Annotated in this window: 18 protein-coding genes; 8 read left to right on the forward strand and 10 right to left on the reverse strand. The window is 73.4% G+C overall.

Annotated features, from left to right (window positions below):
- Window positions 1-2 precede the first annotated feature (2 nt).
- The 4 genes from ACMCNK_RS31490 to ACMCNK_RS31505 all read right to left on the reverse strand — a co-directional run bounded on the left by ACMCNK_RS31490 (window position 3) and on the right by ACMCNK_RS31505 (window position 9,333).
- Window positions 3-998 (reverse strand): aldo/keto reductase family protein, encoded by a 996-nt coding sequence (locus ACMCNK_RS31490; RefSeq protein WP_412739967.1) that lies wholly within the window; start codon window positions 996-998, stop codon window positions 3-5.
- 21 nt (window positions 999-1,019) lie between these two features.
- Entirely contained in the window at window positions 1,020-6,503 is a 5,484-nt protein-coding gene (locus ACMCNK_RS31495; RefSeq protein WP_412739968.1) for a WG repeat-containing protein, read from the reverse strand.
- Between the two features lie 425 nt (window positions 6,504-6,928).
- Window positions 6,929-8,005: a TolB family protein gene (locus ACMCNK_RS31500; RefSeq protein ID WP_412739969.1), complete on the reverse strand. Its 1,077-nt coding sequence runs from the start codon at window positions 8,003-8,005 to the stop codon at window positions 6,929-6,931.
- Between the two features lie 56 nt (window positions 8,006-8,061).
- Entirely contained in the window at window positions 8,062-9,333 is a 1,272-nt protein-coding gene (locus ACMCNK_RS31505) for an MFS transporter (RefSeq protein ID WP_412739970.1), read from the reverse strand.
- Between the two features lie 200 nt (window positions 9,334-9,533).
- On the opposite strand from ACMCNK_RS31505, the gene ACMCNK_RS31510 reads away from it, so the two are divergent.
- Window positions 9,534-10,610: a metallophosphoesterase family protein gene (locus ACMCNK_RS31510; RefSeq protein WP_412739971.1), complete on the forward strand. Its 1,077-nt coding sequence runs from the start codon at window positions 9,534-9,536 to the stop codon at window positions 10,608-10,610.
- Complete coding sequence (locus tag ACMCNK_RS31515) at window positions 10,601-14,611, forward strand: hypothetical protein (protein WP_412739972.1); 4,011 nt, start codon at window positions 10,601-10,603, stop codon at window positions 14,609-14,611. The genes ACMCNK_RS31510 and ACMCNK_RS31515 overlap by 10 nt, the downstream gene beginning before the upstream one ends.
- Before the next feature lie 21 nt (window positions 14,612-14,632).
- Here ACMCNK_RS31515 and ACMCNK_RS31520 read toward each other — a convergent pair whose 3' ends face one another.
- From ACMCNK_RS31520 to nadA, 3 genes are all read right to left on the reverse strand, one after another.
- On the reverse strand, window positions 14,633-15,262 hold the full coding sequence (locus tag ACMCNK_RS31520; RefSeq protein WP_412739973.1) for a DUF3043 domain-containing protein: 630 nt from the start codon (window positions 15,260-15,262) through the stop codon (window positions 14,633-14,635).
- Window positions 15,263-15,347: 85 nt separating this feature from the next.
- Entirely contained in the window at window positions 15,348-16,703 is a 1,356-nt protein-coding gene (gene murA, locus ACMCNK_RS31525) for a UDP-N-acetylglucosamine 1-carboxyvinyltransferase (protein ID WP_412739974.1), read from the reverse strand.
- Window positions 16,704-16,926: 223 nt separating this feature from the next.
- A complete protein-coding gene (nadA, locus tag ACMCNK_RS31530; RefSeq protein WP_412739975.1) occupies window positions 16,927-18,096 on the reverse strand; it encodes a quinolinate synthase NadA in 1,170 nt (389 codons plus the stop codon).
- A gap of 112 nt (window positions 18,097-18,208) precedes the next feature.
- Here nadA and ACMCNK_RS31535 point away from each other — a divergent pair, with 112 nt between their 5' ends.
- The 4 genes from ACMCNK_RS31535 to ACMCNK_RS31550 all read left to right on the forward strand — a co-directional run bounded on the left by ACMCNK_RS31535 (window position 18,209) and on the right by ACMCNK_RS31550 (window position 21,473).
- Window positions 18,209-19,321: a glycerate kinase gene (locus ACMCNK_RS31535; protein ID WP_412739976.1), complete on the forward strand. Its 1,113-nt coding sequence runs from the start codon at window positions 18,209-18,211 to the stop codon at window positions 19,319-19,321.
- Window positions 19,322-19,459: 138 nt separating this feature from the next.
- Window positions 19,460-19,834 carry an iron-sulfur cluster insertion protein ErpA gene (erpA, locus tag ACMCNK_RS31540; protein ID WP_412739977.1) on the forward strand — a complete coding sequence of 125 codons (375 nt, stop codon included), beginning with the start codon at window positions 19,460-19,462 and terminating at the stop codon, window positions 19,832-19,834.
- 153 nt (window positions 19,835-19,987) lie between these two features.
- Window positions 19,988-20,965: a carbohydrate kinase family protein gene (locus ACMCNK_RS31545; protein WP_412739978.1), complete on the forward strand. Its 978-nt coding sequence runs from the start codon at window positions 19,988-19,990 to the stop codon at window positions 20,963-20,965.
- Window positions 20,966-20,972: 7 nt separating this feature from the next.
- Complete coding sequence (locus ACMCNK_RS31550) at window positions 20,973-21,473, forward strand: AAA family ATPase (RefSeq protein ID WP_412739979.1); 501 nt, start codon at window positions 20,973-20,975, stop codon at window positions 21,471-21,473.
- On the opposite strand, the gene ACMCNK_RS31555 is transcribed toward ACMCNK_RS31550, so the two are convergent.
- Window positions 21,466-21,678: a sulfurtransferase TusA family protein gene (locus ACMCNK_RS31555; protein ID WP_412739980.1), complete on the reverse strand. Its 213-nt coding sequence runs from the start codon at window positions 21,676-21,678 to the stop codon at window positions 21,466-21,468. The two genes, ACMCNK_RS31550 and ACMCNK_RS31555, sit on opposite strands and share 8 nt — an antisense overlap.
- Window positions 21,675-22,832 (reverse strand): cysteine desulfurase family protein, encoded by a 1,158-nt coding sequence (locus ACMCNK_RS31560; RefSeq protein WP_412739981.1) that lies wholly within the window; start codon window positions 22,830-22,832, stop codon window positions 21,675-21,677. The genes ACMCNK_RS31555 and ACMCNK_RS31560 overlap by 4 nt, the downstream gene beginning before the upstream one ends.
- 224 nt (window positions 22,833-23,056) lie before the next feature.
- Here ACMCNK_RS31560 and coxB point away from each other — a divergent pair, with 224 nt between their 5' ends.
- Entirely contained in the window at window positions 23,057-23,986 is a 930-nt protein-coding gene (gene coxB / locus ACMCNK_RS31565; RefSeq protein ID WP_412739982.1) for a cytochrome c oxidase subunit II, read from the forward strand.
- An 8-nt stretch (window positions 23,987-23,994) separates the two neighbouring features.
- Complete coding sequence (locus tag ACMCNK_RS31570) at window positions 23,995-24,420, forward strand: cytochrome c oxidase subunit 4 (RefSeq protein WP_412739983.1); 426 nt, start codon at window positions 23,995-23,997, stop codon at window positions 24,418-24,420.
- 57 nt (window positions 24,421-24,477) lie between these two features.
- Here ACMCNK_RS31570 and ACMCNK_RS31575 read toward each other — a convergent pair whose 3' ends face one another.
- A complete protein-coding gene (locus tag ACMCNK_RS31575) occupies window positions 24,478-24,687 on the reverse strand; it encodes a hypothetical protein (protein WP_412739984.1) in 210 nt (69 codons plus the stop codon).
- Window positions 24,688-24,750 lie beyond the last annotated feature (63 nt).

Consider the following 24,750-nt stretch of genomic DNA (forward strand, 5'->3'; position numbering starts at 1 on the left):
GGTCAGGGGCGGCGGGCCGGGCTGGCGGTGTGCGCCGGGTCGCGCTCGGCGATCGGGTCGAGGATCTCGTCGATCGCCTTGAGCAGGTCGGCGTCGAGCTTCACCCCCGACGCCTTCGCGTTGTCGTAGACCTGTTCGGGGCGCGAGGCGCCGACGATGGCGGCCGAGACGTTCGGGTTGTGCAGCACCCAGGCGACCGCGAGCTGCGCCATCGACAGCCCGGCCTGCTCGGCCAGCGGCTTCAGCCGCTGCACGGTCGTGAGCACGTCGTCGGCGAGCAGCCGCTGGATGAACCCGGCGCCGGACTCGTCCGTGGCCCGGGAACCGGCCGGGGGTGGCTGACCCGGCAGGTACTTGCCGGTCAGCACGCCCTGGGCGATCGGGGAGAAGACCACCTGGCCCAGGCCCAGTTCCTCGCACGTGGGCACGACCTCCGCCTCGATGACCCGCCACAGCATCGAGTACTGCGGCTGGTTCGAGACGAGCTGGAACTTCAGCTCCTTGGCCAGCTCGACGCCCGCCCGGATCTCCGCGGCCTTCCACTCCGAGACACCGATGTAGAGGGCCTTGCCGGAGTGCACGATGTCGGCGAACGCCTGCATCGTCTCCTCCAGCGGAGTCGAGTAGTCGTACCGGTGGGCCTGGTAGACGTCGACATAGTCGGTCTGCAGGCGGCGCAGCGAACCGGCGATCGACTCCATGATGTGTTTGCGGGACAGGCCGCGGTCGTTCGGGCCGGGGCCGGTCGGCCAGTAGACCTTGGTGAGGATCTCCAGACCCTCCCGGCGCTGCCCGTGCAGTGCGCGGCCGAGCACCTCCTCCGCGCGGGTGCCCGCGTACACGTCCGCGGTGTCGAATGTCGTGATGCCCACGTCGAGGGCGGCCCGCACGCACGCGGCGGCGGCCTCCTCCTCGACCTGGGAGCCGTGAGTGATCCAGTTACCGTAAGCGATCTCGCTGATCATGAGGCCGGAACGGCCGAGGTGACGGAACTCCATGCCCGCGACCCTACTCGCCCCTTACAGGACGGGCCGGTCGTCCGCCTGCCGCTGGTCCAGCTCGTCCAGCACGGCGGCCGGGTTCGGGTGTACCACCTCGACGAGCGGATCGCCCGTACGGTCCAGCGCGCCCCACCGCCCGTCCCGGTCACCGACCAGGAACGCCGTCGGATGGATCAGCAGCGCGGCATGTGTCGCAGCCACGACCTCCCGGCCGCTGCGGTCCACCACGCCCTTGCGGTTGCCCGCGTCCACCACGGCCAGGCCCTCGTCGCTGAAGCCGTCCAGCAGCCGCCCGCCCGCCAGCGCGGTCGCGAAACCGAGATACTTCGGCTGCACCACGAGCCGCCCGGTACGGTCCACCGCGCCCCAGCCGACGCCGCGCCGCACCGGAGCCAGCCCGCTGTGGAACGCCCGTACGTCGTCGAAGCCGCCCGGCACCACGACCTCGTTGGCCGCGTCGACCGCGAACCAGCCGCCGGTGCCGTCCCTGGTGACCCACGCCAGCCCTTCGGCGAACGGTCCGACCCCCAGGTACCCGGCGTCCACGCCGATGACCGTGGCACCCGCGGCGTCGATCAGCTCCCACGCGCGCCCGGCCGGACGCCGTACCCACGCGAAACCCTCGTGGAACGGCGCGACGTCCGCGTACTGCTGCGGCACCACCAGCGTGCCGTCCGCGTCCGCGTACCCCCACCGGCCCGACTCGTGGTCCTGCGACGGCTGGGGCCGTACCGGCTGGCGCCGGACCTCCTCGGCCGTGCGCGCGAACGGCCCCCAGCCGGACTCACGGACCCGGGCGTGCACCGCGTCCAGGGCCGACTCGACCCGCGCCACGAGCCGGGGATCCTCGACCCGGCACAGGTCCAGCGCCCGTTCGAACAGCGTGCACGCCTCCAGGTAACGCCCCTGCTCGAAACGTGAACGAGCGGCCAGCTCGGCGATCGCCGCCCGCAGCGTGTGCGGCAGCTCGGCCGAGTCGGCCTCGGTGAACTGGCGGTCGGCCTCGGCGTACTCGCCGCGCCACTGCAGCACCCGCGCCAGGCGGACCCGGACGAGCGCGGTCAGGTGCAGGTCGGTGGTCGCTTCCGCGTGGCTCAGGGCGTCGTTCGCGTCCGCGAGCGCCGCGTCCAGCTCGCCCAGCGCGCGGCAGGCCACCGCCCGCAGGCTCAGCAGCCGGGCACGGACGGCGTTGCGCTCCGCGTACTCCAGTTTGTCCGCCAGGCGATCCCGCACCGCCCGCAGCGGGCCGAGGTCGTCGGCCAGCTCCCGCAGCGTTTCCGGGCACAACCGCCATGGGTACGTGGCCAGCACCTGCTCGGGGTCGGTCCGGGCGGCCACGGGGGCCGGGCCGGTGGTTCCGGTCGATGCGGCCGCGGTCTCGACGGGCTCCGCGTTGGTCGCCTCCGCGTTGGTCGCTTCCGCGTTGGTCGCTTCCGCCACGGCGGTGGGCTCGGTTTGGGTCGCTTCCGTCAAGGCGGTGGGCTCGGTCTGGGTCGCTTCCGGTACGGCCGCCTCGGTCTTGGCCGCCTCCGGCTCGGCGGTTTCGGTCAGCGCTGTGGATTCGGTGGGCTGCGCGGCCTCGGCCTCGATGCCGGGGCGGACCGGAGCTTCCAGAGTGGAGGATCCGTCGCTCGCCGCGTCGGTCTTGGCCGCCTCCGGCTCGGCGGTTTCGGTCAGCGCTGTGGATTCGGTGGGCTGCGCGGCCTCGGCCTCGATGCCGGGGCGGACCGGAGCTTCCAGAGTGGAGGATCCGTCGCTCGCCGCGTCGGCTGTGGACGAGGTGGTCTCGGGCAGCCGGTCAACGGCCGGATCCGCAGTGGGCGGTAGGTCTGCGTCGTCGGACACGGCCGTGTCCGTGCCGGGCTCTGTCGCCGGGGTGGTTTCCGTGTCGACCGCGGTCAGGGTCGGATCGTGCGGCGTCGGCTCGGATGCGGGCGGCGTTTCGGGCGCCGGCTCGTCCGTCGAGTCCACGTCGAGGGCTGCGGGTGCCGTGGCGACCGTGTTCATCTCTGCCGGTGCCGGTGCAGGCGCCTTGGCTGGGTGGGCTGCGTCGGCTGGGTCGGCTGCCTCGCGCGGGGCAGCGCTCTCCGCGGCATCGGCGGGTGCGCCGTCCGGGGAATCCGATGTGGTCGCGTCGGCCGGTTCTGCCTCGGCGTTGTCCTGGTTCTGTTCGTCGGGCCCGACGACAGACTGCTGTGCTTCCTGCTCCGCAGGTGCCGTTTCCCGCGCATCCACCTGCTCGGCGACTGATTCCTGCAGGCCTGTTTCGGCGTTCGCCTGCTCCCGCTCGTGCGTTTCGGCGGCGACGAGCGTGTGCGCGTCCGTTTCGGTGGCGATGAGTTCCGGCGCGCTCGGTTCGTCAGTGACAGGCGTGTGCTCGTCCGGTTCGGCGGCGGGCTTCTGATCGTCCGCTTCGATGGCGCGCGGTTCCGGCTCGGCGGGACCGGCATCGGACGGGTCCTGCGCGTCGCGCGTTGCCGGGGCAGGTTCCCGCAGATCGGATTCGGGCGGAGTGTGAACGGCCGGTGCGGCGACCGCGAGCGGCGCGTCGGTCGTCGCCCCGGAGTCGTGTGTGGACCCGGCGGGCGGGTTTGTGGTCGGCCGCGGCCCGAGTGTCGGCGCGCCGAGTCCACTGAGCTGCAGCAGCCAACCGAGCCCACGCGATTCGCTCTCGGGCTGGTCAGCGGCGCTGTCATCGTTGTCGGCGCCTGCCGTGGTCCCCTGCGCCGACGGGTTGGCAACCGCATCGACGTCCGCCGTTGCCTTCCGCGAGGAGTGGCGGTTCAGCCCTGCCTCGTCGGGGGAGAGCGGCACGTCGCCGTTCTCGACCGGCCGGTGACCGGACACGTCGCCCATCGGGCGCCGGGCGGCGTCGGCATGCTCGTCCGCTTGGGCGTCGTCACGCCGTGGCGGCGCGGAAACGGGCTGCTCGGCGGCAGGGGGCGCCGAAATCGGTGCGAACCAGCTCGTCGGCGGCACAGGCGCCGGCGGCTTGGACGCAGGCGCCGCGCCCTGCGGGTTGGCGGGCGCAGCGGCGGGCTGTGCCGGCGCAGTCTCGGCGGGGGATGCAGCGCCCGACGGGGCCGCGGGTGTGGTGACGGCTGCGGGCTGGGCTGGGGCTGGGGCCGCGGGTGTACTGACGACCGCCTGGGCTGGCGCTGGGGCCGCGGGTGTACTGACGGCCGCGGGGGCAACGGGTGTGCTGACGGCCGCCTGGGCTGCCGCGGGGGCAACGGGCGTGCTGACGGCCGCCTGGGTGGGCGCCGCGTCCGCGGCCGGGGAAGCAGCGTCGACCGACAGCCGCTCGGTGATCGTCAGGTCCGCCGGAGCCTGCGGACGCGGCGCGGCCGGTTGCCGCGCAGCCGTGTCGGGGCGCTGAACGGCATCGGGCCGTGTGGCTGCGGGCGTCGTCGGGGTCTCGGTGCGCGCCTCGTCCCGGAGGCCGGCAGTCGATGACGACTCGGCACGCGGCGGGACGGGCCGAGGAATGACCTGGCGTGCCTCGTGTGAAATCTCGTGCCGCACGTGCGGGTCGTCGCCGGTCGTCGGGGCGTGCCGAGGCTGCGGCGACGGGTACGGCGTCTGCGGCATCGGCCGGTACTGCACCGGGGGCCCGGCTTCCGGTACGACGCGCGGCGGCATCGGCGGAGTTCCGGCTGCCGGTGGCGACGGCTCGCGCCGGGCGAACGGGGACGCCTCGGTGCCGGGCGCCGGGCGCGGCACCGCCGGCAACCCGAACGGCGGTGTGTCGTCGGCATCGCGGCGCCGGCCGTCGAACGGGCGGGCGGCGGAGCCGTGTTCGGGCGCGCCGGATGCCCGCCCGTACGGCGGTGCCGGTGGCTGCGGGCCTCGTGGCGGTGCGGAGGCGGGGCGTGCCTCGGGCAGCGGTACGCCGGACCGAGGCCCCCGCGGCCCGCCCTCGGGATACGCCGCATCGGGGCGGGACCGGTCCATCGGGCGTACGCGTGCCTGGTTCTCGGGCCTCGGGCCCGACGGGTGGGGTGCCGGCGGCTGGTGTCCGGCCTGGTCGTGTCGCCATGCGCCGGGCGGTGGCACGGCGTCCCGGGGCGGTGCGCCGTGCGTGTCTGCGCTGCCGTCCTGGTACGGGACACCCGATTGTGGCCGGGCGTCCGGGAAGCCGGGCTGACGCCGGCCGTCCGGATAACCCGGTCGCGGCGGGCCGTCCGGGTAGCTCGGCTGCGGCCGGGAACCCTGGTGGCCCGGCTGGGGCCGGGTGTCCGGGTGACTCGGCTGGGGCCGGGTGTCCTGATGGCCCGGCTGCGGCCGGGGACCCTGGTACGGAGCGCCGGAGCGCGGCCGGGCCTCCGGCGCACCGCCGTGGCGCATTTCGCGGGATCCGCCGGGCTGAATGGACGGATCCGGCCATCCTGGCCGGTGGCCGTGCGGGGGCATGGGGTGTCCGCTGCGCGGATGTGGCACGTCACCGGGCCGCTGCGCAGCCTGTGGCTCACCGGGCCAGGCTCCCGGCTGCATGTCACCCGCGCGCATCGGCGGCGGGGCGCCACCGGGCGGGTACGGAGGTTGCGCCCCGCGCGGACCCGGCCGGGCCGGCGGTTGCGGGGGACCGGGCCGGTGCGCGGTCGGCGGCGCACCGGCGGGTCCGGGAAACGCCTCGGTGCCCGGGAAAGCGCCAGATCCCGGGTACCCGGGCTGGCCCGGGTGTGCGGGCTGGCCCGGGTGCGGCAAAGGTCCAGAGCGCGGGGAGGGCCCGGGGCGGGGGGAAGGCCCCGCATACGAGGAAGGCCCGGGATGTGGGGCAGGGCCGGACCCTCGGTACGAGGAAGACGACCCGGGGAAAGGAGCAGCCGGCGAGCCGGGCTGACCACGATCGGCCGGGGAGATCGGGCGCGGATCGTCGAAGGGCCCGCCGACGTACGGGGTGGCGTCGCGGCGTACCGGTGGCATCGGACGGCCGTCACCGCCGGGCTGCGCCGGGGCGTCACCGCGCGGCGGCGTTCCACCCCGGCCGTCCCGCGGCGGCACGATCTGCCCGGAACGACCCGGCTGCGCCGGAGGGGAGTCGCCGGGACGTGACTGCGGTGCAGACGCGGGCGGCGGCGAGGAGGGGGCCGCGGGCGGGCGGGCGTTGCGCTCGGCCATCCGGGGGCCGTAGTAGTTGGCCAGCGCTTCCTGCAGGTTCGGCTGCGCGTCGCGGAACGGCGTACGGCTGTCGAGCGGTCTCATGGGCTGCGCCATCGGCCGGTTCCACGCGGGCTGTTCGGCGGCGTTCGCGGCGCGCCGTCCCGCGGCGGAGTCGCGGGACGGTTGGTGGATGTCGGCGCCCTCGGTCCAGGCGGGCGGATCGGCGGGCGGGGGATCGACCGTGGGGTCGAACACCGGGGTGTGCACCGCGCGCAGGCGCCCCTGGTCGCCCGGGTACCGCTGGCCGGGCACCGGCTCCCACTCCCAGGTGATCTCGTACAGCCAGCCGGGTTCGTCGTCCCAGCCGCCGCCGCCCGCGTGCGAGCTCCAGCCGTTCATCGGGCACCCGAAGGGGTAGCCGATGCTTGGCGACGCTCCGTCACGGCGAGATCCACCTTGTCGAGGTATCCGGGCGGTGGCGGGGGTGCACACCGGGTAGATTCGCCCGGCTTCGGTGCAGGGCTATCGGGGAGGAGATTAACGGCGCGGACGTACCGGACGCCAGGGTGCCGACGATCTCTCCGCGTCGTCCGTTCCGCGGGGTCGCGACGACGTTCGGCGCGCTCCGGTGGGCGGGTTTCCGACGCCGGGCATCCTATCGGCAGGCCACGACGGCTGGATCGTCCACCGGCACCGTCCGCGGGTTCGCCGCGGTCCCGGCCGGGCGGCCGTCGCGGCGGGGGTCCGTCCGGCCGGATCGACGATGCTCGGCCTCACACGTACGTGTGAGCAGGCCGAGGATCACCTAACGTAGCCGCTTGTGCTCACCGGACGACCGTGGGTGACCAAGCGTTGGGGATGAACAGCCGCGGACTGCCGCCGCCGCCCGCATCGGCGACCCACACGTCCGTGGTCCGGGCCGCCATCGGGCCGCTCTGCAGGCCGTACAGGACGTGCTGGTCGTCGAGCCACTCCGGCTGGTCGTCGATGCTGCGCGTCTCGGCGAGCGGGGTCTGCCGCCCGGTGGCGAGGTCAAGCACGGTCAGCCGCCACTGGCCGTCCGGCAGGTCACCGTGCTTCTTGTACGCGATCCGCGTGCCGTCCGGGGACAGCGACGGGCACTCGACGTCGTCGAACAGCGCGGTGAGCCGCCGGGCCGCGATGCTGCCCTGGACGAGCCAGGTCCGGCCGCCGACCAGGGCGGTGGCGTAGAAGCGGTCGTCGTCGGCGAACGTCACGCCCCAGAAGTTGCGGTCCCGGTCGCGGCGCACCTTCCCGTCGACCACCAGCGCGAACGTCTCCAGGTCGTACGGTTTCCCGCCGTTCGCGGGGCTGATCGTGGTGCGCGTGGAGAACTTGCCGGGGCTCGTGTACGAGTCGCCGTACACGAACGCCGTGACCGCCGCCTGGCCGGCGTCGGGCGAGAGCCGGGTGCGGCTGTACAGACCGGCGAGCTGACCCAGGTCCCGTTCCGTGGACCAGTCGGGCCGCAGCAGCCGGACCTGGTAGCTGCGGGTGGCCAGGACGGTGCGTGCGGACAGGCATACGGCCCGGACGCGGGTGGCGTACAACCGGTCGCAGCTGGCGGGGGTGATCGCGCGGGGCCCGGTGGGGTCGGTCAGCGGGACCACCGCGACGTGGCCCTGATCGGCGCCCGCGCCGGTGTTGCGGAACGCCACGTGCGGGCCCGCGGACACCGCGGCCCAGTCGCCGCCGGTGGCGGCGTGCGGCGCGCGTTCGGCGGCGTGCCGGGACTCGTTCCGGGCATGGACGACGTACGCGACCGCGCCGAGCACGGCGACCACGGTCACCGCGAGTACGGCGATCAGCCGGGCACGGTCACGGCCGCCCGCGCCGGCGTCCCCGTCCGCGACCGGCATGTCCGGTGGGCCGTCGCTCACCGGTCTCCGCTCGGGCCCGCCGTCATGGTGCTCATCGGTCTCCGTTCGGGCCGCGGTCATCGGTCCTCGTCGGGCGACGCTGCGACGGGGGCACCGGCCGCCTCCGGCGTGCGGCCGGTGCCGCGCAGCAGCACGGTCGCCACCGGCAGGGCCGTGGCGAGCAGCACCGCGAACGCCATCAGCCCCGAGCGCGCCCCGACGGCCGACCATAGTGCACCGAACGCGACCGACGAGGCGAAACGGGCGACAACCGTGACGGTCTGGGCGGCGGCGATGCCACTGGCCCGGGTCTCGGGCGTGACCAGGCGGCTGACCAGGGCGGGCAACACCCCGTCCGTGGCCGCGTAGAACGTTCCCAGCAGCGCCAGCACCGCGACGATCATCACCAGGCCGCGGCTCGGCCCGGCCGCCACGAGGTAGACCGTCAGCAGTGCGAGGTGCCCGCCGAGCAGGACGCGGGCCCGGCCCACCCGGTCGGCGAGGCGGCCCAGCGGCAGCGCCAGCAGCAGGTACGCCACGTTCGTGCCGACGTACAGCAGCGGGAACCACCGGATGTCGAGCCGACCGTGCTGCTGCAACACCAGGTACAGAAAGCCGTCGCCGACCGTGACCGCGCCGAGCAGCGCGCACGCCAGCAGCGGGCGGCGCAGCCGCGGCCCGGTCGTCACCTCGCGCAGCACGGCGGCCAGGCGTACCCGGGTGCCCCGGTTGGTACGCCGGTCCGGCACCAGCAGCACGAGGACGGCCAGGCCGACCATGGCGAACGCGAACGACACCACGAACACCGCGTTGTACCCCTCGGGCACGACGGCCAGCAGCAGGAACGCAACGAGCGGCCCGAGCGCGGCACCGATCGTGTCCAGCATCCGGTGCACCCCGAACGCGCGGCCCAGGGCGTGTGGCGGGGAGGCGTTCGCGATCAGCGCGTCGCGGGGCGCGGTGCGCAGCCCCTTGCCGAGCCGGTCCACCGTGATCACGCTGGTGATGGCGGCGAGGCCGTGCGCGGGCAGCAGCGCGATCCGGCTGAGCGCGGACACGCCGTACCCGACCACCGCGATCCACTTGGCCCGGTCGCTGCGGTCGCCCGCGTACCCGCCGACCATCCGGACCAGCGCGCTGACCCCCTGGTACGCGCCGTCGACCAGGCCGTAGCCGAGATAACCCAGTCCCGCCTGCGCGGTCAGGTACAGCGGCAGGACCGCGGCGACCATCTCCGAGGAGATGTCGGTGAGCAGGCTGACGATGCCGAGCAGCAGCACCGTGGTGGCCACCCGGCCCGCCGCGCGACCCGCGGAGGCCGCCGGGCGGTCGCGCACGGTCACGTACACGGATGTCCTGCCTTTCGGTCTCGGTCCACCGGCGGGGCGGTCCGGCGCCGCGTGGGTGGACCTGGCAACCCGGCCAGCGTGGCGGGGCGGGGGAGCGTATCGGTGCACGGCGGGGTGCGGCTGCGGTGCGGCGCACCCCCGCACCGGTTTTGCACCCGGGTCGCACCGGGCGCGCACTCCGCACCCGCCACCGTGCAGGGATGAACCACCTGAGGCTGCGTCGCCGGGGCGGGCGAATGACCGTGTTCGCCGCGCTCGCGGCGATCGTCCTCGTGCCCACGGTGGCCTCGGCCGCGGTGGTGGCCGCCCGTTCCTCCGCTCCCGGGCGCACGGTGGTGGCGCAGCAGCTCCCGTCGGCGGAGGGCCAGCTCATCGCGGTCGTCGGCGACATCTCCTGCGCACCCACCAACCCCATGTACCGCGGTGGCGAAGGCGACAAGCCCGGCTGCCGGCAGGACGCGGTCGCCGCGGAACTCGCGGGGCAGCGGCTGGCGGCCTTCCTTCCGCTCGGCGACCTGCAGTACGAGGAGGGGAAGCTGGACGAGTTCGTCAACGTCTACGACCAGTTCTTCGGCCCGTACAAGGCGATCAGCCATCCGATTCCGGGCAACCACGAGTACAAGACGCCCAGCGGGGCCGGCTACTACGGCTACTTCGGCGCCGCCGCGCACAAGGACACCCCGTACGGGGTGCCGGGCACGTACAGCTACGACGTCGGAGCCTGGCACCTCATCGCGATCAACTCGAACCTGTGCGCTCCGGTCACCCCGTGCAACGACACCAGCAACATGATCAAGTGGCTGAAGGCCGACCTGGCCGCGCACCCGAACCGCTGCACACTCGCGTACTGGCACCATCCGCTGTACTCGCTGGGCGCGCACGGCGCGTACGCACCGATGACCCCGGTCTGGAACACGCTGTACGACGGTGGGGTGGACGTCATCCTCACCGCGCACGACCACAACTACCAGCGGTTCGCGCCGCTGGGACCGGCCACCGCGATCGACAACGTGACCATGGCGCCGCCGACACGCGAACCGGAGTCGCAGGGCATGCGCACCTGGGTCGTCGGCACGGGCGGCGCCAACAACTACGGCCTGTCGAGCGACCACCCGGACGTCCAGCAGGTCACCGACGCCAAGTTCGCCGACACCTCGGTCGCGCTGTTCGGGGTGCTGTTCCTGCGCCTCAACGACACCGGCTACCAGTGGAACTTCGCCGAGGCCAAGCCCGCCACGTCGTCGTTCTCCGATTCGGGAGTGGGCACGTGCCGCTGATCCGTACCCGGCCGCGTCAACTGCTGGTCATCGCGCTCGCCTGCATCGCCGTGCTGCTCAGCGGCAGCGTCGCCGCGGTCGCCGCGACCAGACCGGCCAAACCGACCGGCTTCACCGCGACCGCCGGGGTGGGCCGGGTCAGCCTGTCCTGGCGGCTGCCCAAGGGCGCCACCGCGGTGGACGTGCTGCGCAACGGCGAGGTCGTGGCCAAGAAGGTGCACGGCACCAAGTGGTCCAGCACCGTCGTGCGCAACGGCGTCACCTACAAGTACGCGGTCCGCAGCGTCGACTCCCGCGGCCGCAAGTCCAAGGCGACGACGGCGAAATCGGTGACTCCGCTCCCGCCCCCGCCCGCACCCACCGGGGTGACGCTGCGCAACCAGGACAGTCAGGTCACGATCACCTGGAACACGCCGGTGCCGTCCCCGGCGGTCACGGTGCGCCTCCTGCTCAACGGCGCCCGGGTGGCCTCGCTGCCCACGTCGGCGGGCTCGTTCGTGATCGCCAACCTGCGCAACAACCACTCGTACCTGCTGACCGTGCAGTCGGTGAACCGCAACGGCACGGTCTCGAGGTCGGTGAATCTGACTGCCGTGCCCACCGCCGCCGGGCAGCGCAGCCCGTTCGGGCTCACCCCCGCCGCCGGCGACGCGCGGGTCGACCTGACCTGGTCGTCGACCGCGGGCGCGCAGCGCTACCTGCTGTACCGCAACGGGAAGTACCTGCGTACGGTCAACGCCCCGGTCACGCACAGCACCGACACCGGCCTGACCAACGGGGTCACGCTGCAGTATCAGGTCCAGGTGGTGGTGGCCGGGCAGTCCTCGGCCCTGTCCCCGGCCAGGGCCGCGACACCGCTCGCCGTGCCCGGTGCCCCGGGTCCGCTGGTCGTCCGCGCCCGCGACGGCGCGGCCGCGCTGAGCTGGGAGGCCCCCACGGGCTCGGTCGCCGCGTACGAGCTGCGCCGCGACGGGGTCGTGGTCGCCGACCTGCCCGGCACGGCTATGACGCACACCGACACCGGGCTGAGCAACGGCACGACGTACCGGTACACGCTCATCGCCCGCAACGCCAACCAGGCGACCGGGCCGGCGAGCACGGCCGCCACGGTCGTACCGGCTCCTGCCCCGGCCGCCCCGGCCGCCCTCGCCGCGGGGGCCGGTGACAGCCAGGTGATCCTGTCCTGGTCGGCCGCGAACGGCATCACCCGCTGGCAGCTCCTGCGCGACGGGCTGCCGCTGGGCGGCGTGCAGACGGACACCACGTTCGTGGACACCTCCGCGCTCAACGACGTCACGTACGGATATGCCCTGGTGGCGATCGGCGCCGACGACCAGCAGTCCGTGCCGTCGCCGGCGGTGTCGGTGACCCCGAAGGCGATCCCGCCCGCCGTCCCCACCGGTGTGGCCGCGGACGCCGGGGACAGCGAGGTCACCGTGACCTGGGACATGCCCGTGCCCGCCCCCGCCCGGTACCGGGTGTACCGCGACGGCACGCTGGTCACCGAGACCGTCTCCTCGCCGGTACGCGACGGCGCGCTGGACAACGGCACCGCGTACCACTACACCGTCACCGCGCTCGACGGGCGCGGCGTCGAATCGGGGGAGTCGCAGGCGGTGACCGTCACCCCGGTCTCGCCGGGTCCGGACGCCCCCACGCTGCAGGCGCGCAGCGGCCACGAGGAAACGCTGCTGACGTTCACCGCGGCGGCGGCCGGCAAGCCGGTCACCGGCTGGCGGGTGCTGCGCGACGGCACCGAGGTTCGCACCGGTACCGACAGTGCGATGACCGTCCGGGAACTGACCGACGGCCGGGTGTACCGCTTCCAGGTCCAGGCCCGCTACGCCGACGGCACCGGCTCCGCCCTGTCGCCCGTGGCCGTGGCCACCCCCACGGCGCCGTGGCGCGCCGTCGCGGTCGGCGCCGCGTTCGCCTGCGGGCTGCACGTCGACGGCGGCGTACGGTGCTGGGGCGCGAACGACGGCGGCCAGCTCGGCGACGGCTCCACCGTGGCGATCGCGAGCGGACCGGTCGCGGTGACCGGCCCGGGCGGCGTCACCCGGATCGCCGCGGGTACCCGGCACGCCTGCGCGGTGGCCGGTGACGGTGCCCTGTGGTGCTGGGGCGCGGCGCCCGGAGCACCCGGATCGTCCACGGCGCCGGCCGTGGTGCCGGGCCTGTCCGCGGTCACCGCGGTCGCGGCCGGCGGCGCGACGACGTGCGCCGTGACCGCGGGCCAGGTGTGGTGCTTCGGCGACGGCGCGGCCGGCCAGCTCGGCGGGCCCGCGTCCAGCGCCACCCCGGTACGGGTGACGCTGCCCGCCGCGGCGACCGATGTCGCCGTGGGTGCCCGGCACGCCTGCGCCCGGTTGACCGACGCGACCGTCGCATGCTGGGGCGCGGACGACAAGGGTCAGCGTTCGGGCAGCCCGTCGGCGGCAACCTCCGCGGTACGGGTGACCGGCCTGACCGGGGTGTCCGCGGTGAGCGCCGGGACCGACCACACGTGCGTGCTGGCCGGTGCGACCGTGTCCTGCTTCGGCGCGGGCGACGTCGGGCAGCTCGGCCGCCCGGTCACCGCGTCCGGCTCCCCGGCTCCGGTGGACGTGCCGAACGCGGTCGCGGTCAGCGCGGGCAACCACTACACGTGCGTGACCCTGCTGTCCGGTCAGGCCCGCTGCTACGGGGCGGGCGGTGCCGGGCAGCTCGGCGACGGCAGCGGGCGGGACCGTTCGGCGCCGGTCGCGGTGCTCAACGTGGACACCGCCACGGCGGTGGTCGCGGGCGCGGGCGACACGAGTTGCGCGCTGACCCGCGACGGGTCGCTGTGGTGCTTCGGGGCGAACGGCTCGGGGCAGACCGGCACGGGCCAGACCCAGCGCCGGACGCAGCCCAGCGAGTCGATCGTCGGCCTCGACGGCGCCACCCGGCTCGCCACGGGCGTCGACGCGAGCTGCATCATCCGCGACTCGGCCGTGTGGTGCTGGGGCCCGAACCGCTTCGGCGCTGCGGGCTCGGCGGCGGGCATCCCCGTGCCTGTCCCGGTGAAGGTGCCGTTGCCCGCGACCGCGGTCGCCCGGTCCGTGTCGGTGGGCGCGGCGACGGCGTGCGCCACGACCACGATCAACGAGCTGTACTGCTGGGGCGCCAACGACACCGGTCAGGCCGGTCAGACCGCGTCACCGACGGCCGGCGTCGCCAAGGTGCCGCTCACCCCGATCGCCGACGTCGCGGTCGGCCGCGAGGTGACCTGCGCGCGCAAGTCCGGCGGCACCCTGTGGTGCTTCGGTACGTCCAGCCTGCTCGGTGCCGGCCTGACCGGGACGCAGCCGCACCCGGCGCCGGCCGAGGTGCTGACCGCGCAGGGCGAGCTCACCGGAGTCTCGCTGATCACGGCCGGCGACCGGCACGTGTGCGCGGTGAACCAGTACAACTCGGTCAATCCGCAGTCCGGTGCGGTGTGGTGCTTCGGCGACCCGGGCGCGGGACGGCTCGGCTCGGCGTCGTCGGGCTCGCTGGCCGCGCCGATCCCCGGCCTGGTCACCGTGACCAGCATCGGGGCCGGCCGGGCACACACCTGCACGGTGTCGCAGACCCCGGCCAAGACGCTGTCGTGCTTCGGTGCGGGCGGTTCGGGTCAGCTCGGGCTGGGCGACACGACGGACCGCTCCGCCCCGACGGTGGTGCCGGACGTGGGCGCCTCCAAGGTGGCACTGGGCGGCGACGTCACGTGCGTCAAGAGCCCGAACGCGCAGGGCTGGTGCTTCGGTGCGAGCGCGGACGGGCAGACCGGCAACGGATTGCTGCGCGCGAGCGAGCCGGAGGCTCAGGCGGTGTTCAACAGCGCGGGCTACCTGCCGGCGGCCGCGTTCGCCACCAACGGCGCGACCTCCTGCGCGCTGCTCACCAACGGTGCGGTGAGCTGCTGGGGGATGCACACGCTGACGTCGTTCGGCGACGGCGCCGGGTACGCCTACCCGATGGTCCCGGTGATCGACTGATCGTCGGCGGGGCGGTGGGGCTCAGACCTTGGCGCCGAGCTCGATCTGCGGCTTGGGCACGCGCATGCGGCGGAACGTCAGCCCGCGCATGATGCCGTACAGGTAGAGCGAGCCCATCTTCTGGGTCGTCTTCGGGAACCGCTCGCCGACCAGCCGCTTGACCCGGCGCGAGATCAGGACACTGTCCACGATCACGCCGATGGCCAGCAGTGCCCACAGCAGGTTCGAGGCCAGTTGCACCGCGGCCGGCATCCGCCCCGACGAGCCGATCAGGACGATGAGCGCGCCGGCGAAGAACCAGGTGCCGACCGTACGCCGGGAGTCGACGATGTCGCGGACCAGGGCGCGTTCCGGGCCGCGGTCGCGGGCGAGCAGGTAACGCTCGTCGCCCTGGCGCATGCCCTCTGCCGCGTCGGCGCGATCCTGACGCTGCCGCTCGCGCATCTGCTTGTACGCCTCGCGCCGGTTGGCCGGCGGGGTGGCCTCGGAGACCCGGCGGCCGGTGGCGGCGCGTTTCGGGGTGGCCTGGCCCAGCTCCTTCTTGCTCGGCGTGTAGCTCTTGGGCCGCGACGCGGCCGGGGTCTCCGGGGTCACGGACTCGATGGCGTCGGAGACGACGTCGGTGGACTTGCGGCGAAACAGGGAGGGCACCCGCAAAGCGTAGCGGTCCTGGCCAAGAGCGCCTGCGTGGCCCTCGGCGCGCTCGGGCCGGACGGCCGGCCCGAGCGCGGTGACCTCAGAGTCGCTCGACGTGGGCGCCCAGCGCCGCGAGCTTGCCCTCGAAGTCCTCGTAGCCGCGGTTGATCAGATCCACGCCGTACACCCGGGAGGTGCCCTCGGCGGCGAGCGCGGCGATCAGGTGGCTGAAACCGGCCCGCAGGTCGGGGATGACCAGGTCCGCGGCGTGCAGCTTGGCCGGCCCGGCGATGACCGCCGAGTGCTTGAAGTTGCGGCGCCCGAAGCGGCACGGGGTGCCGCCGAGGCAGTCCCGGTAGACCTGGATGGTGGCGCCCATGGCACCCAGCGCCTCGGTGTAGCCCAGGCGCTGCTCGTACACGGTCTCGTGCACGATCGACAGGCCGCGGGCCTGCGTCAGGGCCACGACGAGCGGCTGCTGCCAGTCCGTCGCGAGGCCGGGGTGTACGCCGGTCTCCAGCGCCACCGCCTGCAGCTCGCCGCCGGGGTGCCAGAACCGGATGCCGCCTTCGGTGCCCGGCACGCCGGGACGCGAGGCGCGGGCGTCGGTGACCTCGAACTGGCCGCCCACGGACCGGAACACGTTCAGGAACGTCATCATGTCGGCCTGCTGTGCGCCGAGCACCTCGATCTCGCCGCGGGTGGCCAGCGCCGCGGCGGCCCAGCTGGCGGCCTCGATACGGTCCGGGATCGGCTTGTGCCGGTAGCCGTGCAGGCGCGGCACGCCCTGGATCTCGATGACCCGGTCGGTGTGCACCGTGATGATCGCGCCCATCTTCTGCAGCACGCAGATCAGGTCGATGATCTCCGGTTCGACCGCGGCGTTGCGCAGCTCCGTGACGCCCTCGGCCCGGACCGCGGTGAGCAGCACCTGCTCGGTGGCGCCCACGCTGGGGTACGGCAGCTCCAGCTTCGTGCCGTGCAGCCCGTTCGGGGCGGTCAGGTGCATGCCTTCGGGGGTCTTGTCGACGACCGCGCCGAACTGCCGCAGCGCCTGGATGTGGAAGTCGATCGGGCGGGGCCCGATGTGACAGCCGCCGAGGTCCGGGATGAACGCGCGGCCCAGGCGGTGCAGCAGCGGCCCGCAGAACAGGATCGGGATACGGCTGGAGCCGGCGTGCACGTTGATCTCGTCGGTGCTGGCGCTCTCCACGTTCGTGGGGTCCATGACGAGCTCGCCGTCGTCTGCGCCGTCGCTGACCTTGACGCCGTGCAGCTCCAGCAGGCCGCTGACGACCTCGACGTCACGGATGCGCGGCACGTCGTACAGGTGGCTCGGGGTCTCACCCAGCAGCGCCGCGACCATGGCCTTGGAGACCAGGTTCTTGGCACCACGGACGCGGATCTGTCCGTGCAGTGGGGAGCCACCGTGTACGACCAGGACGTCGTCGGTCAACGCAACCTCCAGCGTGGGGCGTCAGCGCCCGTGGAAACGGGGGGTGGGGCGCGCAGGTCGGGGGGAGACCCGCGGAAGCGCCGCCCGGGCACTATAGCGCTGAGTGACGATTGCAGAAACCACCAGAATGCTCAGGATGGCACGAATTGCTGATCTCCCGCATTGCTCAAGAAATCTTGAGGGCTCGTTCGGGTGACCGACCGTGACGCTGAGTGACGCTTAGCTACGGCAGGGCGAGCATCTGGTCCAGAGCCGTCCGGGCCTGGTGCGCGGTGTCCGGATCCACCGTGATCTGGTTCGGCACCCGGCCGGCCACCAGTTCCTCCAGCGCCCACACCAGGTGGGGCAGGTCGATCCGGTTCATCGTCGAGCAGTAGCAGACCGTCCGGTCCAAAAACATGATCTGTTTGTCCGGGTGGGCCAGTGCGAGCCGGCGGACCAGGTTCAGCTCCGTCCCGACCGCCCACGCGGAGCCGGCCGGCGCGGCGTCCAGCGCCTTGATGATGTACTCGGTGGAGCCCACCTGGTCGGCCGCACGGACCACCTCGTGCCGGCACTCGGGGTGCACCAGCACGTTGACGCCGGGCACCCGCTCGCGGACCTCCCGGACGCTGTCCAGCGTGAACCGGCCGTGCACCGAGCAGTGCCCGCGCCACAGGATCATCTTGGCGTCGCGCAGCTGTTCGGGGGTGAGACCGCCGTGCGGCTTGTGCGGGTCGTACAGCACGCAGTCGTCGAGGTCGAAGCCCATCTCCCGCACGGCCGTGTTGCGGCCCAGGTGCTGGTCGGGCAGGAAGAACACCTTCTCGCCCCGCTCGAACGCCCAGGTCAGCGCGCGCTTGGCGTTGGACGAGGTGCAGACCACCCCGGAGTTGCGGCCGACGAAGCCCTTGATGTCGGCCGACGAGTTCATGTACGTCACCGGCACGACCGACTCGGCGATGCCCAGGTCGACGAACAAATCCCAGGCGGTCTCCACCTGACCCAGCACCGCCATGTCGGCCATCGAGCACCCCGCGGCCAGGTCGGGCAGCACGACCCGCTGGTGGTCGCCGGTCAGGATGTCCGCGCTCTCGGCCATGAAGTGCACGCCGCAGAAGACGATGTACTCCGCGTCCGGCCGGGCCGCCGCCTCCCGGGCCAGCTTGAACGAGTCGCCGGTCACGTCCGCGAACCGGATGACCTCGTCGCGCTGGTAGTGGTGACCGAGCACGAAGACGCGGTCGCCGAGCGCCGCCTTGGCCGCCTCGGCACGTGCCACCAGGCCGGGGTCGCTGGGCGCGGGCAGGTCGCCGGGGCAGTCCACCCCGCGCTCGCTGGCCGGGTCGGAGCCGTGGCCGAGCAGCAGCAGGGCGGTCGCGGTGGGGGAGGGTTCGGTCCAGGTCGACGTCACGGCACCATGTTTCCACAGCGTGACACGCGAGAAATCGTGTCCTATCCCACGCCGGGCGCGCGCGGCCGCCCGGTGCCGGTCACCACCCGGCGCCCCCGGTAGGTTCCCGGGGGTGCGCGTCCTGATCTGTCCGGACAAATTCGCCGGAACGCTGCCCGCCACCGGGGTGGCCTCCGCGCTGGCCGAGGGCTGGGCCGCCGCGGCGCCCGGCGACGACCTCGTGCAGCGGCCGCTGTCCGACGGCGGCCCTGGCTTCGTCGAGGTCCTCGCGCAGGCGCTGCCCGCCCGCCGGGTCCCGGTCCGGACGGTCGACCCGCTCGGCCGCCCGGTGCCCGGGGAGGTGCTGCTGGCGGGCGCCACGGCGTACGTGGAGAGCGCCCAGGCGTGCGGCCTGCACCTGCTGACCGGTGCCGAGCGCGACCCCAACGTCACCACCTCGTACGGCCTGGGGCTGCTGCTCGCGGGCGCGGTGGAGGCCGGGGCCACCGAGGTCGTGGTCGGCCTGGGCGGCTCCGCGGTCAACGACGGCGGCGCCGGGATGCTCGCCGCGCTGGGCGCCGCCCCGGTCGACGCCGCCGGGTACGCCCTGCCGTACGGCGGGGCCGCGCTCACCGCCGCAGCCGGGCTGGCCGCCGCCCCGCAGCTGCGCCAGGTCGCGCTGGTCGCCGCGACGGACGTGGACAACCCGCTGACCGGCCTGTACGGCGCCAGCAGCGTCTACGGCCCGCAGAAGGGCGCGTCCCGGGCGGACGTGCTGCGCCTGGACGCCGCCCTGGAGCACTTCGCGGGGGTCCTGGAGCGGGCGTTCGGCACCTCCGGGCTGGCCGGGCGCCCGGGCGCGGGAGCCGCCGGTGGCGTGGGCGCCGCCCTGCTGGCCCTCGGCGCCCGTACGGTCTCCGGCGTCGCCCTCGTCACGGAGCTGATCGGGCTCGGCGCCGAGCTGGACGCCGCCGACCTCGTGATCACGGGGGAGGGGGCGTTCGATCATCAGTCGCTGCGCGGCAAGGTGTGCGCCGGGCTCGCGGGCGCCGCCCGGGACCGGGGCCTGCCCTGCGTGGTGGTGGCCGGACGGGTGGAAACCGGGCACCGGGAAGCCGCGAACGCCGGGGTGAGCGAACTGCACTCGCTCGTCGAGCATTTCGGCGACGAGCGCACCGCGCTGGCCGAGCCGGCCCGCGGACTGTGCGAGATCGGTGCCCGGCTGGCCCGGCAATGGAGCCGTTGAGCAGGGGTTCAGTAGGTCAATCGGGTGTTGGACACATCTCGCCCCCGCCGATTGGGAATGGCCCGGGTGCGGGTTAGCGTTGGTTGACTACGCATGACCTCTTCCATCGCACCATCCGCCTTCGCAGGGAGAACCGCAGTGACCACTGAAGCGCACACCGAGTCGACCGAGGCCCCGGCCGCCGCGCCGACCGGCGTCATCCTGACCGACGTCGCCGCGGTGAAGGTCAAGGCCCTGATCGAGCAGGAAGGCCGCGACGACCTGCGGCTGCGGATCGCCGTGCAGCCCGGCGGCTGCTCGGGCCTGCGGTACCAGCTGTTCTTCGACGAGCGCTCGCTCGACGGCGACGTCGTGGCCGACTTCGACGGCGTCGAGGTCGTCGTCGACCGGATGAGCGCGCCGTACCTGGCCGGTGCCACGATCGACTTCGCGGACCGCATCGACGCGCAGGGCTTCACCATCGACAACCCGAACGCGCAGAACTCCTGCGCCTGCGGCGACTCGTTCCACTGAGCCGCTCCGCACCCACGCACGACCGGCCGTCCCCGGGGGCACCACCCCAAGGGGCGGCCTCGCCGTGTCTGCAACGCGGCGCAGAACGGTCCGGCGGGGGCCGGACCGGTAGGCTCTCCCGGTAATCCCGCCGACCCGACCACGAGGGTTCACATGAAGATCGCCGTCACCGGCTCGATCGCCACCGATCACCTGATGCACTTCCCCGGCAGGTTCGCCGACCAGCTGATCGCGGACCAACTGCACAAGGTGTCGCTGTCCTTCCTCGTCGACGACCTGGTCGTGCGCCGCGGCGGGGTCGCCTCGAACATCGCGTTCGGGATGGGCCAGCTCGGGCTGAGCCCGATCCTGCTGGGCGCGGTCGGCGCCGACTTCGCGGACTACCGCTCGTGGCTGGAGCGGCACGGCGTGGACTGCGACTCCGTGCATGTCAGCGAGGTGGCGCACACCGCCCGCTTCGTCTGCACCACCGACGACGACCTCAACCAGATCGCCTCGTTCTACGCGGGCGCGATGTCCGAGGCCCGCAACATCGAGCTCTCCCCGGTCGCCAACCGCGCGGGCGGCCTCGACCTCGTGCTGATCAGCGCGAACGACCCGGCCGCGATGATCCGCCACTCCCAGGAGTGCCGGGCCCGCGGGTTCGCGTTCGCGGCCGACCCGTCTCAGCAGCTCGCCCGCATGGACGGCGCGGACGTGCTGACCCTGATCCAGGGCGCCGACTACCTGCTCACCAATGAGTACGAGAAGTCGTTGCTGGAGACGAAGGCAGAGCTCACCGACGCGCAGGTGCTGGAGCACGTCAAGATTCGCGTCACCACGCTGGGCAAGGACGGTGTGGAGATCACCGGCCGGGGCATGGAGCGCATCCACGTGCCGGTGGCCCGCGACGTCGTGGTGGGCGACCCCACTGGCGTCGGCGACGGCTTCCGGGCCGGTTTCTTCGCCGCCGTGAGCTGGGGGCTGGGGCTGGAGCGCGCCGCACAGGTCGGCTCGCTGGTGGCCGCGCTGGTGCTGGAGACGGTCGGCCCGCAGGAGTACGACATCCGCAGCGACTTCTTCGCCAAGCGCCTCGCCGACTCGTACGGCGACGAGGCCGCCGCCGAAGTCCTGCCACACCTGCCCGCCTGATCCGCGGATGGTCCTGGCCGTCTTCGCCGGCCTGCCGGGCGTGGGCAAGAGCACGCTTGCCCGGCAGGTCGGCTCGGCGCTGCCCGCCGCCGTCCTCGCGGTCGACGCGGTCGACTTCACGCTGCAGTCGTACGAGGTCACCGAGCCCCGCCCCGGCTTCGCCGCGTACGCGGTGGTCGCCGCGCTGGCCGAGACGCAGCTCACCATGGGGCACAGTGTGATCATCGACGCGGTGAACCCGGTGCGCGCCGCCCGGCAGATGTGGGTGGATCTGGCCGAGCGGATGGAGGTGCCGTTGCGGGTGGTCGAGGTGGTCTGCGGCGACGACGCGGAGCACCGCCGCCGGGTCGAGGCCCGCTACGCCGCCCGCGACCACGAGGGCGTCCCCGACTGGGTGCGCGTGCTGGAGCGGGCCACCGAGTACGAGCCGTACCTGGGGCCGCGCCTGGTGGTGGACACCCACCTGGCCAAGGACCCGGTGCCGCAGGTGGTCGACTACCTCAGCTGACCCGGCGCACGTCGAAGCCGGGGCCGTCGGCCGCCCCCACGTACTGCTGGCCCTTGAGACGGCACCACGCCGGGATGTCGTTGGCCGCGGCCGGGTCGTCCGCCAGCACCCGGACCACCTCGCCGACCGGCACCTGCGGCAGCCGCCGGGCCAGCGCGATCACCGGTAGCGGGCAGCGCTGGCCCAGACAGTCCAGAATGATCACAGCCCGCTCACCCCGGCCGCCGCGCGCAGCTCCGAGACGATGCCGGGCAGCACGGCCAGGAATCTGTCCACGTCGGCCTCGGTGGTGCCGCGGTGCAGCGACACCCGTACGTTGCCGTGGCTGAGCACCCCCATCGCCTCCAGCACGTGGCTGGGGCGCAGTGTGGAGGCGGTGCACGACGAGCCGGACGAGACCGCGAACCCGGCGCGGTCCAGCGCGTGCAGCAGCGCCTCGCCGTCGACGTACAGGCAGGAGAACGTGACCAGGTGCGGCAGCCGCTGCGCCGGGTCGCCGACGACCTCCACGTCGGGCACGCTCGCCGCGACCCGCGCCCGGATGCGCTCGACCAGCGCGGACAGTCGTACCGCCTCGGCCGCCGCCGCGGCGGCCACGGCGCGCAGCGACGCCGCCGCGGCGACGATCGCGGGCAGGTCCAGCGCGCCGGCCGGGTGCGGCCGGTGCCGGTCGTCACCCGGGTACGGCGCCAGCCACCGCACGCCCTTGCGCACCACCAGCAGTCCCACCCCGGGCGGCCCGCCCCACTTGCGGGCGCTGCCGGTGAGCAGCGACCAGCCCGCCGGTACGGCGGTGTGCCCCAGCGACTGGGCCGCGTCCACCATCAGCGGGACCCCGGCGGCCGTGCACGCCTGAGCCGCCTCGGCCACCGGCTGCACCGTGCCGACCTCGTGGCTCGCGCTGATCAGGGCGGCCAGCGCGACCCCCGGGGCGGCCACCGCGTCGCGCCACGCGTCCAGATCCAGACGGCCGCGCACGTCCACGCCGACCGGCGCGGCGTCGCCGTGCAGCGCGGCCGCGTGCAGCACCGCGGAGTGCTCGATCGCGGAATGGACCAGCCGGCTGCCCGCCCGGCGCCGCCCGGCGAGCCCGCCCAGCACCGCGGCGTGCGCCGCGGCCGTGCCGCTGGCGGTGAAACTCACCTCGTCGGGCCGCACCCCGAGCACTTCGGCGACCGCGCCGTGCGCCGCGTCGGCCAGCTGCCGGGCGCGGCGGGCGCTCGCGTACAGGCGGTCCGGGTCGGCCCAGCCGTCCTCCAGCGCCGCCAGCAGCGCCTGCCGGGCCACGGGGTGCAGCGGCGCGGCGGTGGCCGCGTCAAGGTACGCCGTGGCACCGGCGTGATCGCGCGTGTATTCCACCTCAGGAACGGTATCGTCCAGCTTGTCGGCGGAACGCCTGGGTGAGCCGAAGATCGGACCCCGCAACCGGACGGTAGGGCCTGGTCGAGTAATGTGCGACCGTCGGTGACGCCTTGCCGCCGGTGTCCGGATCCGCGCTCACGGGGCGCTCACGGCGCTCGGCGCCAAGCGGCGCTCATGAGGGGCTCGGCGCCAGGCGGGCGCTGCATAGGAGGCAGGAGCAGGTGGGCGTAAAGAGTTCGGCCGCACGGCCACGAGCAGTCCGGCTCGCCGGGCTCGGCGTCGGTGGGGCGTTGCTGCTGACCCTGCTCGCGGGCTGTTCCGCGGACAGTATCGGTGCGAAGTTCGGCAACTTCGGATGGCCGAGCAACGGCGTGAGCCTGCAGGCACACAAGATGTACGACCTGTGGATCGCGTCGGTGATCGCGGCGCTCGTGGTCGGTTTCTTCGTGTGGGGCCTGATCTTCTGGTGTGTGATCCGGTACCGCAAGCGTGGCGACGAGTTGCCCGTGCAGACCCGGTTCAACATGCCGATGGAGGTTCTGTACACGGTCACCCCGGTGCTGGTGGTCGCGATCCTCTTCTACTACACCGCGATCGTGCAGACCAGCGTCGACAAGCTGTCGAAGAACCCGGACCAGGTCGTCGAGATCGTCGCGTTCAAGTGGAACTGGCAGTTCAACTACCGCGACGGTCAGGGCATCGGTGCGAAGACGGTCGCCTCGACCGTGGGTTCGTCCGATGTGATCCCGCTGCTCGTGCTGCCGACCGGTAAGAAGATCCGGTTCGAGGAGACCAGCCGCGACGTCATCCACTCGTTCTGGGTGCCGGAGCTGCTGTTCAAGCGCGACGTGTTCCCCGGCAACACCCGCAACGTGTTCGAGGTGACCCTCGACAAGGAGGGCCGCTACGTCGGCCGGTGCGCGGAGCTGTGCGGCACGTACCACGCGTTCATGCAGTTCGAGCTGGTCGTGGTGTCGCCGGACAAGTTCGACCAGTTCCTGAAGGCGAAGGAGGCCGGTGACTCCACGCCGGAGGCGATGGCCGCCATCGGCTTCACCGGTAAGCAGGCGTTCGCCGTCACCACCAAGCCGTTCGACACGCGCCGGCAGAACCAGAGTTGGTACCAGCCGCAGACGGCCATCGGGAAGTAGGGGACCAGATGAAGACCGAATACAAGATCTTCAGCGGGGTCGCTCTCTTCCTGTTCGCCGCCGCGGCCACGTATGCGACGTGGACGCACCTGGCGAACGACCACACCGAGTGGGTCGGCACCGTGGCGCTGATCCTGTCCGGCCTGCTGTGCGCCATGTGCGGCGGCTTCTTCTGGTTCGTGGCGCGCCGCATCGACCTGCGCCCGGAGGACCGGGAGGACGGCGAGATCGCCGAGGGTGCCGGCGAGATCGGCTTCTTCAGCCCGGGCAGCTACTGGCCGTTCGGGCTGGCGCTGGCCGCGGCGATCGCGGCCATCGGCCTGGTGTTCGTGATGTGGTGGCTCGTCGGGGTCGGCCTCGTCGCGGTCATCTTCTCCGCCTGCGGCCTGCTGTTCGAGTACTACTCCGGGACCCGGCACACCGTCGAGCACTGACGTACGCAAGGACACGGCCCGCGCCCCCAGGGGGACGCGGGCCGTTGTCGGTTCGCCTCAAGCGGCGCGGCGCTGCTGCGGGGCCACCCGGTGGCTCCGCGTGTCACTGGTCGGCATCCACACCCGCAGGGTGGCCGGGACCAGCACTTCCGCCGTACCGCAGCCGGTGCAGATCAGCTCGGGACAATCGTCGGCGTCCTCGCCCGCGGCCATCTCGAACAGCATGGCGCGCCGGCACGTGACGCAGTGCATCTCGCGTTCTCGCACGGGTGTCTCCTCTTCGCCGGAAGGTGGAATTACCCGAAATCCTGAGAAAACGCTGTCATGCGA

The sequence above is a fragment of the Krasilnikovia sp. MM14-A1259 genome (assembly GCF_047159535.1).
GTDB lineage: Bacteria > Actinomycetota > Actinomycetes > Mycobacteriales > Micromonosporaceae > Actinoplanes.